Below are 15,609 nucleotides of genomic sequence, written 5' to 3'. Positions count from 1 at the left end.
TCTCGTATGAAACCGGACGGCCCCTTGCGGGGCCGCCGTTTGGAGAGATCGCCGATCAGATGTCCAGCAGCAGACGAGCCGGGTCTTCCAGCAGGTTCTTGATGGTCACCAGGAAGCTGACGGCTTCCTTGCCATCGATCAGACGGTGATCGTAGGACAGAGCCAGGTACATCATCGGCCGGATCACAACCTGGCCGTTGATCGCCATGGGGCGCTGGATGATGTTGTGCATGCCGAGGATGGCAGCCTGCGGCGGGTTGACGATCGGGGTCGACATCATCGAACCGAAGGTACCGCCGTTGGTGATGGTGAAGGTGCCACCGGTCATCTCGTCGATGGACAGCTTGCCCTCACGGGCCTTCTTGCCGAAAGTGGCGATGCCGTTCTCGACTTCGGCCAGGCTCATCAGCTCGGCGTTGCGCAGGACCGGAACCACCAGGCCACGGTCGCTGGAAACGGCAACGCCGATGTCCTGGTAGCCGTGGTAGACGATGTCGTTGCCGTCGATGGAGGCGTTGACAGCCGGGAAGCGCTTCAGCGCTTCGACGGACGCCTTGACGAAGAAGGACATGAAGCCCAGGCGAACGCCGTTGTGGGTCTTCTCGAACAGGTCCTTGTACTTCGAACGCAGGGCCATGACTTCGGTCATGTCGACTTCGTTGAAGGTGGTCAGCATGGCCATGGTGGACTGGGCTTCGACCAGACGCTCGGCAACCTTGGCGCGCAGGCGGGTCATCGGGACGCGCTTCTCGACGCGGTCACCCGCAGCGAATACCGGCGCCTCGGCGGCCGGAGCAGCCGGTTTGGCAGCCGGAGCGGCCGGGGCGTTCTTCTTCGCCTCGACAGCGGCAACCACGTCTTCCTTGGTTACGCGGCCACCTTTGCCGGTGCCGGCGATGCTGTTCGGGTCGATGCCGTTTTCCTCGGCCAGCTTGCGAGCGGCCGGGGACAGGATGGCGTCGTCACCAGCAGCAGCGGGGGCAGCAGCCTGAGCGGCCGGAGCCGGGGCAGCAGCGGCGGCCGGGGCGGCGGCAGCGCCGCCTTCGTTCAGTTTGCCCAGCAGCTCGCCACTGAGAACGGTGTCGCCCTCGTTCTTGACGATTTCTGCCAGTACGCCGTCGGCCTCGGCCAGCACTTCCATTACGACTTTGTCGGTCTCGATGTCGACGATCAGCTCGTCACGCTTGACGGCGTCGCCCGGCTTCTTGTGCCAGGTGGCCACGGTGCCGTCGGCGACCGATTCCGGGAAGGTTGGGGCTTTGATCTCGATAGCCATTGTGTGTTTTTCCTGTCTGATTCGGTTTTCTGCGCGAAGGCGTTAAACAGTAAAGGCGTCCTGCAGCAGTTTTTCCTGCTGCTCGGCGTGCATGGAGGCGTAGCCACAGGCCGGAGAGGCCGAGGCATCACGCCCGGCGTACTCGAGGAACAGGCCTTTCTTGTGGGCGCTGGCCACACGACGCATATGGTGCTGGCTGCAGTACCAGGCGCCCTGGTTCATGGGCTCTTCCTGGCACCAGACGATGTGCTTGAGGTTCTTATAGGCAGCCAGAACCTCAGCCAGGTCGTCTTCCGGGAACGGATACAGCTGCTCGATACGCACGATCGCGATGTCCTCGCGGCCTTCGGTGCGACGCTTCTCCAGCAGGTCGTAGTAGACCTTGCCGCTGCAGAGCACGAGGCGCTCGACCTTCTTCGGATCGATCGGATCGATCTCGCCGATGACGGTCTGGAAGGAGCCTTCGGCCAGATCTTCCAGGGTGGAGATGGCCAGCTTGTGACGCAGCAGCGACTTGGGCGTAAGGGCAACCAGCGGCTTGCGCAGCGGGCGAATCACCTGGCGGCGCAGCATGTGGTAGACCTGAGCCGGCGTGGTCGGCACGCAAACCTGGATGTTGTGCTCGGCGCACAGCTGCAGGTAGCGCTCCAGACGCGCAGAGGAGTGCTCCGGACCCTGGCCTTCGTAGCCGTGCGGCAGCAGCATGGTCAGGCCGCACAGACGGCCCCACTTGTGCTCGCCGCTGGTGATGAACTGGTCGATCACCACCTGGGCGCCGTTGGCGAAGTCACCGAACTGGGCCTCCCAGATCACCAGCGCGTTGGGCGTGGTGGTGGAGTAGCCGTATTCGAACGCCAGTACGGCTTCCTCGGAGAGGTAGGAGTCGTACAGCTCGAAGCTCGGCTGGCCGTCGAACAGGTTCTGCAGCGGCAGGTAGGTGCTGGCATCCTTCTGGTTGTGCAGCGCCGCGTGGCGGTGCGAGAAGGTGCCGCGGCCCACGTCCTGGCCGGTGATGCGAACCGGGTGGCCTTCGAACAGCAGGGTGGCGTAGGCCATGGTCTCGGCGTAGCCCCAGTTGATCGGCAAGCCGCCGGCGCCCATCTTCTGGCGGTCTTCGAGGATCTTCGAGACCTGGCGCTGGACGACGAAACCTTCCGGGATCTCCAGCAGCTTGGCGGAGAGTTCCTGCAGGGTCTTCAGGTCGAAACGGGTGTCGTGACGAGCGGTCCAGGCATGGCCCAGGTACGGACGCCAGTCGACGAACAGCTCCTTGTTGGGCTCCTTCACCAGGCTCTTGACCACGTGCTGGCCGTTGTCCAGCGCAGTGCGGTACTCGTCCATCTTGGCCTGGATGCGCTCGACATCGAGCACGCCCCCCTGGATCAGGGCATCTGCGTACAGCTCACGGGTGGTGCGCTGCTTGGCGATCTGCTGGTACATCAGCGGCTGGGTACCGGACGGCTCGTCGGCCTCGTTGTGGCCGCGGCGACGGTAGCAGACCAGGTCGATCACCACGTCGCGCTTGAACTGCATGCGGTAGTCAACGGCCAGCTGGGTCACGAACAGGACGGCTTCGGGGTCATCACCGTTCACGTGGAAGATCGGCGCCTGGATCATCTTGGCGACGTCGGTGGCGTACTCGGTGGAGCGCGCATCTTCCTGGCGGCTGGTGGTGAAACCGACCTGGTTGTTGATGACGATGTGAACCGTGCCGCCGGTGCGGTAGCCACGGGTCTGCGACATCTGGAAGGTTTCCATGACCACGCCCTGGCCTGCGAAGGCGGCGTCACCGTGGATGGAGATCGGCAGTACCTTGTCGCCAGTCTTGTCCTTGCGGCGATCCTGACGGGCACGAACGGAACCTTCCACCACCGGAGAAACGATTTCCAGGTGGGAGGGGTTGAACGCCAGGGCCAAGTGAACTTCGCCACCTGCGGTCATGACGTTGGAGGAGAAACCCTGGTGGTACTTCACGTCACCGGAGGACAGGCCCTCGACCTTCTTGCCTTCGAACTCGTCGAAGAGGTCGCGCGGGTTCTTGCCGAAGGTGTTGACCAGTACGTTCAGGCGGCCCCGGTGGGCCATGCCGATGACGATCTCCTGGGTACCGTATGCACCGGAACGCTGGATGATCTCGTCCAGCATCGGAATGAGGCTTTCACCACCTTCCAGGCCGAAACGCTTGGTGCCCGGGTACTTGGTGCCCAGGTACTTCTCCAGGCCTTCGGCCGCAGTCAGGCGCTCGAGCAGGTGGCTCTTGACCTCAGGGGAGAAGGACGGACGGCCACGCACGCTTTCCAGACGCTGCTGGAACCACTTGCGCTGCTCGGAATCGACGATGTGGGTGAACTCGGCGCCGAAGGTGCTGCAATAGGTTTGCTGCAGGGCCTGGTGGATCTCGCGCAGGGTTGCCTCTTCCTTGCCGATGTAAAGCTCACCGGTACGGAAGGTGGTGTCGAGATCGGCATCGGTCAGGCCGTAGTGATTGATCGCCAGATCGGCCGGCGCCTTGCGCTGCCAGAGGCCAAGGGGGTCGAGCTGGGCCGCCTGATGGCCGCGCATGCGGAAGGCCTGGATCAGGCGCAGGACTTCAACCTGCTTCTTCTCGTGCTCGGTGCTGACGCTGCCAGCGGAAACCGGCTGAGCGCGGCGCTGGTTCTTGGCGAGCAGGACGAAATGGTCGCGAACGGTAGAATGCGATACGTCGGTGGCTGCATTGCCGTCGGACGGCAACTTCTGGAAGTAGGTGCGCCACTCTTCTGGCACAGCGTTGGGATCGTGCAGGTAAAGCTCATAGAGCTCTTCCACATATGCAGCGTTGCCACCGGATAGGTGGGCGCTGTTCCACATGCGCTGCATTTCGCTTTCTTGCATGCTTGGTCACCCTCGGTAAGGGGACACCACCGGCGTGGAATCGGCATCGCAGCCTCAACTCCGGGTACGGCGACCAGGATGAAAGCCACTCAGGATCCCGCAGATAGTCCGGGCACCAGCCCGGTTGCCCCTGCTGGTCATCTATATCATTTCAAATAAGGACTTCGGCTTTGTGAGCGTCGGTCCTGGTTGTACTGCGGCGCCCCGAAAGGCGCCGCAGGTGTTACGGGTACAGCATGTAACGCATCAGGTACCGCTTTGCAGCAGCATGTTGCGTACGTGACCGATAGCCTTGGTGGGGTTCAGACCCTTGGGGCAGACGTTCACGCAGTTCATGATGCCGCGGCAGCGGAATACGCTGAACGGGTCATCCAGGGCAGCCAGACGCTCTTCGGTCTTGGTGTCGCGGCTGTCGGCCAGGAAACGGTAGGCCTGCAGCAGCGCAGCGGGACCGAGGAACTTGTCGGGGTTCCACCAGAACGACGGGCAGGAGGTCGAGCAGCAAGCACACAGGATGCACTCATACAGACCGTCCAGCTTCTCGCGCTGTTCCGGGGACTGCAGACGCTCGATCGCCGGAGCGGGCGTGTCGTTCTGCAGGAAGGGTTTCACCTTCTCGTACTGCTTGTAGAAGATGCTCATGTCGACGACGAGGTCACGGATGACCGGCAGGCCCGGCAGCGGGCGGATCACCAGCTTGCCGCCCTTCAGCCCGGCAGCGGACAGCGGGGTGATGCAGGCCAGGCCGTTCTTGCCGTTGATGTTCATGCCATCGGAGCCGCAGACGCCTTCACGGCAGGAACGACGGTAGGAAAAACCCTCGTCCTTTTCCTTGATCAGGGCCAGGACATCGAGAACCATGATGTCCTTGCCGCCGGTATCAACCTGGAAGTCCTGCATGGTCGGAGCGCTGTCGCTCTCCGGGTTGTAGCGATAGACGCTGACAGTGAGAGTGTTGGACATGTCGGCCACCCTTAATAGGTACGTACTTTGGGTTCGAAGGCCGGAACGGTCTTCGGCGCGAAGTTGACGGCGCGCTTGGATACGCGCTTCTCACCCGGGAAGTACAGGGTATGGCACAGCCAGTTCTCGTCGTCCCGATCCTCGAAGTCTTCGCGGGCATGGGCACCACGGGACTCCTTGCGGACCTCGGCGGCGATGGCAGTGGCTTCCGCGACTTCCAGCAGGTTCTGCAACTCCAGCGCTTCGATGCGCGCAGTGTTGAAAGCCTGGGACTTATCGTTGATCTTGACGCCGGCGATGCGCTCGCGCAGGTCGGCGAGTTGGGCGATGCCCTTCTGCATGTATTCGCCAGTGCGGAACACACCGAAGTAGTTCTGCATGCACTGTTGCAGTTCGCGCTTCAGCGGGGCGACTTCTTCACCACTGGAACGCTCGTTGACACCAGCCAGACGCTTGAGGGATTGCTCGATGTCGGTGTCGCTCGCGCCACGGGTCTCGATGCCTTCCTTGAGGGCCTTCTCGAGGTGCAGGCCAGCCGCACGACCGAAGACTACGAGGTCCAGCAGGGAGTTGCCGCCCAGGCGGTTGGCACCATGCACGGATACGCACGCGACTTCGCCGACCGCGAACAGGCCTTCGATGATTGTGTCGTTGCCGTTGGCATCCTGGGTAATGGCCTGGCCATGGATGTTGGTGGCAACGCCACCCATCATGTAGTGGCAGGTCGGGATGACCGGGATCGGCGCAACAACGGGGTCGACGTGCGCGAAGGTCTTGGACAGTTCGCAGATGCCGGGCAGGCGGCTGTGCAGGACTTCCTCACCGAGGTGGTCCAGCTTCAGCAGCACGTGGTCCTTGTTCGGGCCGACGCCGTTGCCGGCGATCACTTCCTTGACCATGGAGCGGGCAACCACATCGCGACCTGCCAGGTCTTTGGCGTTCGGAGCGTAACGCTCCATGAAACGCTCGCCATGGGCGTTGATCAGGTAACCACCCTCACCACGGCAACCTTCGGTCACCAGCACGCCGGCGCCGGCAATACCGGTCGGGTGGAACTGCCACATCTCGATGTCCTGGACCGGCACGCCAGCGCGCAGGGCCATGCCGACACCGTCACCGGTGTTGATCAGGGCATTGGTGGTGGAAGCGTAGATACGGCCTGCACCGCCGGTGGCCAGCACGACGGCCTTGGAGCGGATGTAGACGGTCTCGCCGGTCTCGATGCAGATGGCGATGATGCCGACGATGGCGCCGTCCTGGTTCTTCACCAGGTCAACGGCATACCACTCATTGAGGAACGAGGTACCGTTCTTCAGGTTGGCCTGGTACAGGGTGTGCAGCAGCGCGTGACCGGTACGGTCGGCTGCGGCGCAGGTACGAGCAGCCTGACCGCCCTTGCCGAAGTCCTTGGACTGGCCGCCGAACGGACGCTGGTAGATGCGACCTTGTTCGGTACGGGAGAACGGCAGACCCATGTGCTCGAGCTCGAACACGGCCTCCGGCCCCACGGAGCACATGTATTCGATAGCGTCCTGGTCACCGATGTAGTCGGAGCCCTTGACGGTGTCGTACATGTGCCAGCGCCAATCGTCGTTCGGGTCGGCCGAAGCGATGGCGCAGGTGATGCCACCTTGAGCGGAAACGGTATGGGAGCGGGTCGGGAAGACCTTGGTCACCACGGCAGTCTTGTGACCACCCTGAGCCAGCTGCAGAGCAGCGCGCATGCCAGCACCACCACCACCGACGATGATGGCATCGAAGGAAAGAGTACGAATGTTAGCCATGAATCAGATACCCCACAGAATCTGAACGCCCCAGACGAAGTAGGCGAACATCGCCATACCGCAAACAGCCTGGAACAGGAAACGCACGACCACAGCCCAACGACCCAGCGCCATCGGCGTCAGGTAGTCAGTGGAAATGGTCCACATGCCGACCCAGGCATGAACACCCAGGGCGACCAGTCCGAGCAGACTGAAAATGCGCATCCAGCTCTGTGAGAACAGACCATGCCAATCGGCGAAGGTCAGTCCGGGGTGAGCAACGAGGTACCCCAGCAGGAAAAGGAAATAAGCCGCGAGAACGACTGCAGAAACGCGCTGAGCCATCCAGTCATAGAGACCCGAACGCGAGAAGTTCGTGACGTTGGTTACCATACCCATACCCCCGCGAGAATGATCAGCACAGCCGAAACTGCGATGACGATTTTCGAGCCCCGCTTGCCGCCCTCGAGCGTCTCACCGACACCCGCGTCCATTACCAGGTGGCGCACGCCGGCCACCAGGTGATAGAGCAGTGCGGACAGCAGGCCCCAAATCACAAGCTTGGCCAGCGGACTGGTCAGGCACGCCTTCACGCTCTCGAAGCCAGCCTCGGATTCAAGCGACTTGCCGAGCGCATAAAGCAGCACAGCGATGCCGATGAAGAGGATGACGCCGGAGATGCGGTGAAGAATGGACGTATAAGCTGTGATCGGGAGTTTGATGGTCCTGAGATCTAGGTTTACAGGTCGTTGGCTATTCACGGCTTTTTTTCACACTGAGGCCCCTAACAATCAGGGCAAGTTGTCGGGAAGTGCACTGGTCAGGTACCCCTCACCAAGGGAGTGCCAACCTCCGGATTACAGGCCTTCAAAGCCCCCTGAGGTCGGGCCGTGAGTATAGACAGTTAGCTGACTAATGACAACGCAATCCCCCCCACCCAATAGCGGATTGCACGCCCTAAATAAAAGGCGTAAATAGGCCGCCTTTTTACTTGAAAAATGCCCGCAAACCCGCCTGCCACATGGGTTTCTCCAAATTGACATTCGGATTTATACCTCTATAGTGGTGCGGGCCCTGCGTGGGGGGCTGTCTGATGATTTCAAGCATAAATAGGAGGCCGTTATGGCTGACAAAAAAGCGCAGTTGATCATCGAGGGCGTAGCCCCCGTCGAGCTGCCCGTTCTGTCCGGAACCGTAGGTCCCGATGTAATCGATGTGCGGGGCCTGACCTCCACGGGGCGCTTCACGTTTGATCCTGGCTTTATGTCTACCGCCTCTTGCGAGTCGAAGATTACCTACATCGACGGCGACAAGGGCATTCTGCTTCACCGCGGCTACCCCATCGAGCAACTGGCCGAGAACTCCGATTACCTGGAGACCTGCTACCTCCTGCTGAACGGTGAACTCCCCAGCGCAGAGGAAAAGGCCAAGTTCGTCAGCACCGTGAAGAATCACACCATGGTGCACGAGCAGCTCAAGAGCTTCTTCAACGGCTTCCGCCGCGATGCCCACCCGATGGCCATCATGTGCGGCGTAGTCGGCGCCCTCTCCGCCTTCTACCACGACTCCCTGGACATCAACGACCCGCACCACCGCGAGATCTCCGCGATCCGCCTGGTCGCCAAGATGCCGACCATCGCCGCCATGGTCTACAAGTACTCCATGGGCCAGCCCATGATGTACCCGCGTAACGACCTGAACTACGCGGAAAACTTCCTGCACATGATGTTCAACACCCCGTGCGAGATCAAACCGATCAGCCCGGTACTGGCCAAGGCGATGGATCGCATCTTCATCCTGCATGCGGACCACGAGCAGAACGCCTCCACCTCCACCGTTCGCCTGGCCGGCTCCTCCGGCGCCAACCCGTTCGCCTGCATCGCTGCCGGCATTGCAGCCCTCTGGGGCCCGGCACACGGCGGCGCCAACGAAGCGGTACTGACCATGCTGGACGAGATCGGTGATGTCTCCAACATCGAGAAGTACGTCGCCAAGGCCAAGGACAAGAACGATCCGTTCAAGCTGATGGGCTTCGGTCACCGCGTCTACAAGAACTTCGACCCCCGCGCCAAGGTCATGAAGCAGACCTGCGACGAAGTACTGGCCGAACTGGGCATCAACGACCCGCAACTTGAACTGGCCATGAAACTGGAAGAGATCGCGCGCAACGATCCTTACTTCAAGGAGCGCAACCTCTACCCGAACGTGGACTTCTACTCCGGCATCATCCTGAAGGCCATCGGCATTCCCACCAGCATGTTCACCGTGATCTTCGCCCTGGCGCGCACCGTCGGCTGGATCTCCCACTGGAAGGAAATGCTTTCCGGCCCGTACAAGATTGGCCGCCCGCGCCAGCTGTACACCGGCCCGGAGCAGCGCGACTACGTCGAGCTCAACGCTCGCAAGTAAGCGCGAACTCCACGAAAAAGGCTGCCAATTGGCAGCCTTTTTTCATTTCAGCGATGGATCATTTCTTCTCGGCCAGCTTGCGCAGGTGGTCCAGGGTATTGAACGGCGCATCGACCACGAAGCTGTTGGCCAGCCAGGACGGCACGCTGCCACCCGGCTCGGTGTGGACCTGGTAGGTCACCTCCACCGCATCGGCCCCTTTCGGCACGAACTTCCACTCCCCTTCTACCGACGCCACGCGAACGTAGCCCTTCTCCTCCGGCAGGTAGGTCGGCTCGCCCTTGAGGACACGGGTCAGGCTGCCATCGGCGCCTTCGCTGGTCACCGCATGGATGATCGAATCACGAGGGGTGACCGGCCAGGGCGTATTGAAGCGCGTGTAGGTCCAGCTATCCGCACCTTCTCGCTTCAGCAGCTTCTGCTGCTCGCACTCGTGGATCCACTTGCAGGAGCCGGACACATCCTCCTGCAGCTTGCGCAGGGTGGCGACGTCCGACTTGATGGTGACGACCCCGCGATAGGCCTTGTACTTGGAACCGGACACCTCGCTGAGATAGACCTTGATGCCATCCTCGTCCTTGGCCAGCTTCCAGTCCTCGGCGTGGGCAGCCGACGCCAGCAGGACACCCAGCCCGCAGGCCACGGCGATACGTTGCAGCGAAACCATCCTTCTTCTCCTTGTTATTCGATGACCAGTCCTCGTCCCTCTTGGACGCCTACCGGACAGATTGACTGACCGCGACAGCGGTCTCTTGTTCCAGCCAGCCCAGCAAACGTATAGCGTCCTCACGGGTTTCGCCACAGACAAAAGGATCGGCATCGAAGGCCGAACAGACCTGCGGACGCTCGGGCCTGCCAAACAAACGGCATAGATGTTCGGGGGACAGGTGCAGACAACGCTCTCCCGCGGCCTTGCCATCGGGCATGCCGGGGATGGGGGAAGAAATGGACGGTGCTATGCAGCAGGCACCGCAACCTGCTCGGCAGATCATGATCGCTGAGTAATGACAGGGCTGATGGGAGCGCGGATTCTACTCGCGGCGCAACTCGCTGTGGAGAGGCCTGAACGCACCCGCCGCGCATCGGAGCCAGTGGAAGGTCATGGCGATAGCGCAGGCCTGGCAACCCGCAACTCAAGGCTGCCCGCTTCCACGGCAAGGGAAACGACTTCGGCGGATTCCGCATCGAATGCCCGCGTCACACCCGGTCCGCTGTAGAACGCACGGCTCGGCGATTGCAGCAGCAACGACTCGGAAGGCCCCATCATCCAGCGCTCCTTCACTTCGGGTATCGGCCCCCTCCCCTCACCCACACCGGCCGCGCTGCCATTTCCGGCATCGGCAACGCCCTGGAAACGCTCGTCGGGCTCACGCTGCCAACGCAGCACAATTTGGTCGAGCGCCGGATCCCCCAGGGTCACGGACAGAAGCACGCCGCGCGCGCCCTCGTCCCGCATCTCCAGGCGATAGGGGCTGATACGGCCATCCGTGCAGCGCAGGTGACCAAAGACCTGCAGCCGACGACCGGCACTCTGGAACCCCTCCAGGCTCTGCTCGTCGCAGCGCACCACAGGATCAGCCCTGCCGGTCGAGAGGAATCCCTCCTTTGTGCGCCACAACGAGCGCCCCGCACCATCGAGCAGGTCCAGGTCACGCCCGCTCCAGGCCAGGCGATAGGCGCCGAAGCCGAACTCCCTGGCCAGGGCAAAGGCCGGTGGAACCACCAGGCTCGGCGCCGAGGACAGAGGGGCGCGAAGCATCCAGCCCCACCACGCCAAACCAGCCACCAGAAGCGCCAGCGCCGCAGCTGTCGCCCAACCCCACACACCCCGCATCCCGCCCCCTTCTCATCCCACCATCACGCCCATTAGGCTGGCATCCCGCCCAACGCCCGGAGCCCTGCCATGCCCATCTGGATGCAGACTGCCATCCTCCTGACCTTCTCCAACGTCTTCATGACCTTCGCCTGGTACGGCCACCTGAAGACCCTGAACACCAAGCCGTGGATCATTGCCGCACTGATCAGCTGGGGCATCGCCCTGTTCGAATACCTGCTGCAGGTGCCTGCCAACCGGATCGGCTACACCGCGCTGTCGGTCGCCCAGCTGAAGATCATGCAGGAGGTCATCACCCTCGCCGTATTCGTCCCCTTCAGTGTCTACTTCATGCAACAGCCGCTGAAGCTGGACTACCTCTGGGCAGGGCTGTGCCTGCTCGGTGCGGTGTACTTCATCTTCCGCGCCTGAGGCGTCAGCGGGTCAACCGTGTGATCAGGCTGGAGGTGTCCCAACGACCGCCGCCCTCCTGCTGGATTTCCGCATAGAAGCGATCCACCAGCTCGGTCACTGGCAGCGCAATGCCGTTGCGCTGCGCCTCCTCGAAGACGATCGCGTAGTCCTTGCGCATCAGATCGACCGCGAAGCCGAAGTCGAACTTGCCTTCCAGCATGCTCTGGTGACGGTGGTCGAGCTGCCAGGACTGCGCCGCACCCTTGCCGATCACCTCCATCGCCGCCGCCGCATCCAGCCCGGCGCTGCGGGCGAAGTGCAGCCCCTCGGACAGCGCCTGCAGCAGGCCGCCCACGCAGATCTGGTTCACCATCTTGGTCAGTTGCCCGCTGCCGGTGGGGCCCATCAGGCGGCTCATCCGCGCGTAAGCCTCGATGACCGGAGCCGCCCGCTCGTACAGCTCACGCTCGCCACCCACCATGATGGTCAGCATGCCGCTCTCGGCACCGGACTGGCCGCCGGACACCGGCGCATCGAGGAAGCCCAGCTCCCGCTCCGCTGCCAGTACCGCCAGCTCACGGGCCACGGATGCCGATGCCGTGGTGTGATCGACCAGCAGGCTGCCCGGCGCCATGCCGGCAAAGGCACCCTGATCGCCGAGCAGTACCGCACGCAGGTCATCGTCATTGCCCACACAGGTCATGACGAACTCGGAACCCTCAGCCGCCTCGCGTGGCGTAGCGAAGCACTCGCCGGCGAACTCGTCGCACCAGAGCCGGGCCTTCTCCGGCGTACGGTTGTAGACCCGCACCTCGTGCCCTTCGCAGGCCAGGTGGCCGGCCATGTGGAACCCCATCACGCCCAACCCGATAAAGCTCACCTTCGCCATCTCACACCTCCGCATTCGACTGTCCAAAGAAGCCTATCACGCGGTTTGCGGTGCCGCGAAAGCGCCCCCATACTCGCTCGCAGCCCATTGCAGACACCCTGCAGGCGCCAAGGAGAGCCCCATGCCGCACTGGCTGGTGATAGACCTGGAAGCCACCACCGACGAAGGCGGCTGGCCCATGGAAGAAATGGAAATCATTGAGATCGGCGCCACCCTGGTCAGCACCGAAGGGCGAGAACTGGACCACTTCCAGCGCTTCGTGCGCCCGCAACGCCGCCCCTGCCTGACGACCTTCTGCCGCGAACTGACCCACATCACCCAGGCCAATGTCGACGCCGCGCAGCCCCTGCCCAGCGTCTGGACGGGCTTCGAACGCTGGCTCGACAGCCATCGCCCCCGCCTGGTGGGCTGGGGCAGCTGGGGCGACTACGACCGCCGCCAGCTGGAGCAGGAGTGGCGGCAGAACCAGCTCACCAGCCTGCTGGCCAGCCTCCCCCACCTGAACCTCAAGCAGCACTTCGCGAAAGCCCGCCAGCTCAAGCGTCCGGTCGGCCTCAATGCCGCCCTGCAACTGGCCGGGCTCAGCTTCCAGGGACAACAGCACCGCGCCCTGGAAGACGCCCGCAATACCGCCCGGCTGCTGCCCCTCCTCCTGCCCGCAGCGCCGGGCCAAAGGGACTAGTGACGCTGTCAGACGCCTTCGGCATACTGGCGAGCCTTTTTAGACCCCTTTCCAAGGAGCCCGCCCCATGTTCAAGGTCAACGAGTACTTCGACGGCACCGTAAAATCCATCGCCTTCGGCATGAGCGAAGGCCCCGCCACCATCGGCGTCATGGCCGCTGGTGACTACGAATTCGGCACCAACCAGCTGGAAGTGATGCACGTCATCGCCGGCGCCCTGACCGTCAAGCTGCCGGGCAGCGAGCAATGGGAAACCTTCGCCGCCGGCACCCAGTTCACCGTACCGGCCAACAGCAAGTTCCAGCTCAAGGTCGCCCAGGACACCGCCTACCTCTGCGAATACCGCTGAGTGACGGCCCCCTGAAAAAACCGGCCCTGGTGGCCGGTTTTTTCATGCCTGGCGATCACCCCTCGCGCACCTGGGTCTCGATCCGCATGCCCTCCAGCTCCGCCAGGTACTCCTGGGTACTGAACAGGCCGATGCAGGGCATTGCCCCACGCGCCACAAGGCTGCCATTCGCCAACTTGCGCACCAGCGCCACGGCCGCCATGCAGGGAATGTTGGGGCCGTCGTTGTCATGGGCAAGCAACTCCCAGGTGAGCGTCAGCGGCAGCCCGCTCGGGTCCTGGCCGGACAGCTGCACGAACATGCCACTCAGCCCGTCCCCCAGCGGCTCCAGCATCACCGCCCCGCGCCGCAGCAGCGGCGCAAGCCGAACGGCGTCACGCACCAGGCCGGCACGCACCAGCCAGGACAGCGCCCAGGTACCGAACTGGGTCAGACGCAGGCCGACCCCGGCGCGGAAGCTCACTTCCCGCACCCCAGGGTAACGCGCGGGGAAAAGCTCCAGGTCCGGTACATCGCAGGCGCCGATCCAACGGGCCCCCATGGGCGCGCGGAAGCGCTGCAGCCGCAGGTCCTGCCAACCGCATACCGAGCGCCACTGCCCATCCCGCCAGCAACGGATCGGCCGCCCGCAATAGTTGAGCACCGCCGCCAGGGTGGAGACGCCCGGCGTCTTTTCCGAAGAGCTGATGCCGTGCTCGATCCGCTCCAGGCGACCGAAACGGGGAAGCAGCTCATCCACCACCGCCGCGCTCAGGCCGGGCACAGAACTCGCCCCCGCGCAAAGCAATACGCCGCGCTGGCGGGCCACCTCGTCCAGCCGGGTGATGCCGCACACGAAGCCCCGCGCATCCGCCAGGTCGATGTAATGCGAGCCCGCCGCCAGGGCGGCCTCGGCGACGCGGTAGTCCTGCCCCTGGAACGGCCCCACGGTGGAGATCACCACCTGCACGTCGAGCCGCGAGAACGCCTCCGCCAGCCCCGGCTCATCGATGTCCAGCCGCACCGCCCGGGCACCTTGCGCCTCGGCCACCGCCTGGGCCTTCTCCAGGTTGCGCCCCGCCACCAGCACCCGCACACCGGGCACACTGGCCAGGCGCCGGACGATCAGGCGGCCGAAATTGCCATAGCCACCCAGCACCAGCACGTTCAGTTCCGTTGACACCAACAGCTCCTCAGGCGCGGTCACCCGCCGCGTCCCTATGGGTTGAAAACTGCAGCTCGGCCAGGCGCGCATACAGCGGGCTGCTGCGCACCAGCTCGGCGTGGGTACCGATCGCCACCAGGCGGCCCTGGTCGATCACGGCGATGCGATCCGCCCGCTGCACCGTCGCCAGGCGGTGAGCGATCACCAGGGTCGTACGCCCCTGCATCAACGCTGGCAGCGCCTGCTGGATCTGGTATTCGCTCTCGGCGTCCAGTGCGCTGGTCGCCTCGTCCAGCAGCAGGATGGGCGCGTCCACCAGCAGCGCGCGGGCAATGGCCAGGCGCTGGCGCTGACCGCCGGACAGCCCGGCCCCGGCATCGCCGAGGTGGGTGCGATAGCCCTCGGGCATGCGCGCAATGAACTCGTGGGCGTGGGCGGCACGTGCCGCCGCCTCCACCTGCTCGGCGGTGGCAGCCGGGCAGCCATAACGAATGTTCTCCTCCACGCTGCCGAAGAACAGCGCCGGCGACTGCGACACCAGGGCAAAGCAACGGCGCAGGTCGGCCGGGTCCAGCGACCGGAGCGGCACCCCATCGACCCGGATCTCGCCGGAATCCGGATCGGAGAAGCGCAGCAGCAGGTCGAACAGGGTCGACTTGCCCGCACCGGATGGCCCTACCAACGCCAGCGTCTCGCCGGGTCGGATCTCCAGATCGATGCCGTCGATGGCCGGCACACCCGGGCGCGAGGGGTAGGCGAAGCGTACCGCCTCAAGGCTGAGCGCGCCGACCGGCCGGGGCGGCAGGTGCTGAAGCTGGTCAGCGGGCGGGGCCTGGATCAGGCTGCGCGTCGCCAACAGTTCGGCGATGCGCTCGGCGGCACCGGCTGCGCTCTGCAATTCGCCGATCACCTCGCTGATGGCCCCGAAAGCCGAGCCGACGATCAGGCTGTWGAAGACGAACGCCGCCAGGTCACCGCCGGAAATACGCCCAGCGATCACGTCCATCCCGCCCACCCAGAGCATCACCCCCAC

At 63.7% G+C, this 15,609-nt stretch carries 16 protein-coding genes; 4 read left to right on the top strand and 12 right to left on the bottom strand.

The annotated features are described in order from the left end of the window. Nucleotides 1–55: 55 nt before the first annotated feature. From odhB to sdhC, 6 genes are all read right to left on the bottom strand, one after another. The gene (odhB, locus tag SZ55_RS01530; RefSeq protein ID WP_044400207.1) at nucleotides 56–1,276 is read right to left on the bottom strand and encodes a 2-oxoglutarate dehydrogenase complex dihydrolipoyllysine-residue succinyltransferase; all 1,221 of its coding nucleotides are present in this window, start codon (nucleotides 1,274–1,276) and stop codon (nucleotides 56–58) included. A gap of 42 nt (nucleotides 1,277–1,318) precedes the next feature. Next, nucleotides 1,319–4,150 carry a 2-oxoglutarate dehydrogenase E1 component gene (locus SZ55_RS01525; protein ID WP_044400204.1) on the bottom strand — a complete coding sequence of 944 codons (2,832 nt, stop codon included), beginning with the start codon at nucleotides 4,148–4,150 and terminating at the stop codon, nucleotides 1,319–1,321. Between the two features lie 246 nt (nucleotides 4,151–4,396). Then, on the bottom strand, nucleotides 4,397–5,113 hold the full coding sequence (locus SZ55_RS01520) for a succinate dehydrogenase iron-sulfur subunit (RefSeq protein WP_044400201.1): 717 nt from the start codon (nucleotides 5,111–5,113) through the stop codon (nucleotides 4,397–4,399). A gap of 11 nt (nucleotides 5,114–5,124) precedes the next feature. Then, complete coding sequence (gene sdhA, locus SZ55_RS01515; RefSeq protein WP_044400198.1) at nucleotides 5,125–6,897, bottom strand: succinate dehydrogenase flavoprotein subunit; 1,773 nt, start codon at nucleotides 6,895–6,897, stop codon at nucleotides 5,125–5,127. 3 nt (nucleotides 6,898–6,900) lie between these two features. Continuing rightward, a complete protein-coding gene (gene sdhD / locus SZ55_RS01510; RefSeq protein ID WP_044400195.1) occupies nucleotides 6,901–7,269 on the bottom strand; it encodes a succinate dehydrogenase, hydrophobic membrane anchor protein in 369 nt (122 codons plus the stop codon). Beyond that, nucleotides 7,263–7,637: a succinate dehydrogenase, cytochrome b556 subunit gene (gene sdhC, locus SZ55_RS01505; protein WP_044400192.1), complete on the bottom strand. Its 375-nt coding sequence runs from the start codon at nucleotides 7,635–7,637 to the stop codon at nucleotides 7,263–7,265. The genes sdhD and sdhC overlap by 7 nt, the downstream gene beginning before the upstream one ends. 361 nt (nucleotides 7,638–7,998) lie before the next feature. Here sdhC and gltA point away from each other — a divergent pair, with 361 nt between their 5' ends. After that, on the top strand, nucleotides 7,999–9,285 hold the full coding sequence (gene gltA / locus SZ55_RS01500) for a citrate synthase (RefSeq protein ID WP_044400187.1): 1,287 nt from the start codon (nucleotides 7,999–8,001) through the stop codon (nucleotides 9,283–9,285). A 58-nt stretch (nucleotides 9,286–9,343) separates the two neighbouring features. On the opposite strand, the gene SZ55_RS01495 is transcribed toward gltA, so the two are convergent. From SZ55_RS01495 to SZ55_RS01490, 3 genes are all read right to left on the bottom strand, one after another. Then, nucleotides 9,344–9,952, bottom strand: coding sequence for an START domain-containing protein (locus SZ55_RS01495; RefSeq protein ID WP_044400184.1), 609 nt, complete (start codon nucleotides 9,950–9,952; stop codon nucleotides 9,344–9,346). A gap of 49 nt (nucleotides 9,953–10,001) precedes the next feature. After that, on the bottom strand, nucleotides 10,002–10,277 hold the full coding sequence (locus SZ55_RS27230) for a YkgJ family cysteine cluster protein (RefSeq protein ID WP_082078109.1): 276 nt from the start codon (nucleotides 10,275–10,277) through the stop codon (nucleotides 10,002–10,004). Between the two features lie 107 nt (nucleotides 10,278–10,384). Then, the gene (locus SZ55_RS01490) at nucleotides 10,385–11,044 is read right to left on the bottom strand and encodes a hypothetical protein (RefSeq protein ID WP_152644415.1); all 660 of its coding nucleotides are present in this window, start codon (nucleotides 11,042–11,044) and stop codon (nucleotides 10,385–10,387) included. Between the two features lie 144 nt (nucleotides 11,045–11,188). Here SZ55_RS01490 and SZ55_RS01485 point away from each other — a divergent pair, with 144 nt between their 5' ends. After that, nucleotides 11,189–11,530 (top strand): DMT family protein, encoded by a 342-nt coding sequence (locus tag SZ55_RS01485; RefSeq protein WP_044400183.1) that lies wholly within the window; start codon nucleotides 11,189–11,191, stop codon nucleotides 11,528–11,530. A 4-nt stretch (nucleotides 11,531–11,534) separates the two neighbouring features. On the opposite strand, the gene SZ55_RS01480 is transcribed toward SZ55_RS01485, so the two are convergent. Next, nucleotides 11,535–12,416: an NAD(P)-dependent oxidoreductase gene (locus tag SZ55_RS01480; RefSeq protein WP_263011414.1), complete on the bottom strand. Its 882-nt coding sequence runs from the start codon at nucleotides 12,414–12,416 to the stop codon at nucleotides 11,535–11,537. 106 nt (nucleotides 12,417–12,522) lie between these two features. Between SZ55_RS01480 and SZ55_RS01475 the strand changes: the two genes are divergently transcribed. Then, entirely contained in the window at nucleotides 12,523–13,083 is a 561-nt protein-coding gene (locus tag SZ55_RS01475) for an exonuclease domain-containing protein (protein ID WP_044400178.1), read from the top strand. A 67-nt stretch (nucleotides 13,084–13,150) separates the two neighbouring features. Continuing rightward, complete coding sequence (gene ppnP / locus SZ55_RS01470; protein WP_044400175.1) at nucleotides 13,151–13,432, top strand: pyrimidine/purine nucleoside phosphorylase; 282 nt, start codon at nucleotides 13,151–13,153, stop codon at nucleotides 13,430–13,432. 55 nt (nucleotides 13,433–13,487) lie between these two features. Here ppnP and SZ55_RS01465 read toward each other — a convergent pair whose 3' ends face one another. Further along, nucleotides 13,488–14,594, bottom strand: a complete 1,107-nt coding sequence (locus SZ55_RS01465) for a saccharopine dehydrogenase family protein (RefSeq protein WP_236692377.1) — start codon at nucleotides 14,592–14,594, stop codon at nucleotides 13,488–13,490. Between the two features lie 10 nt (nucleotides 14,595–14,604). Then, the coding region (locus tag SZ55_RS01460; RefSeq protein WP_044400172.1) for an ATP-binding cassette domain-containing protein at nucleotides 14,605–15,609 on the bottom strand (1,005 nt) is incomplete at its 5' end.

The sequence above is a fragment of the Pseudomonas sp. FeS53a genome, assembly GCF_000931385.1.
Classification (GTDB): Bacteria; Pseudomonadota; Gammaproteobacteria; order Pseudomonadales; family Pseudomonadaceae; genus Metapseudomonas; species Metapseudomonas otitidis.
Note: the sequence above shows the minus strand (reverse complement) of the source record. Positions and strands in the feature narration are given on the sequence as shown.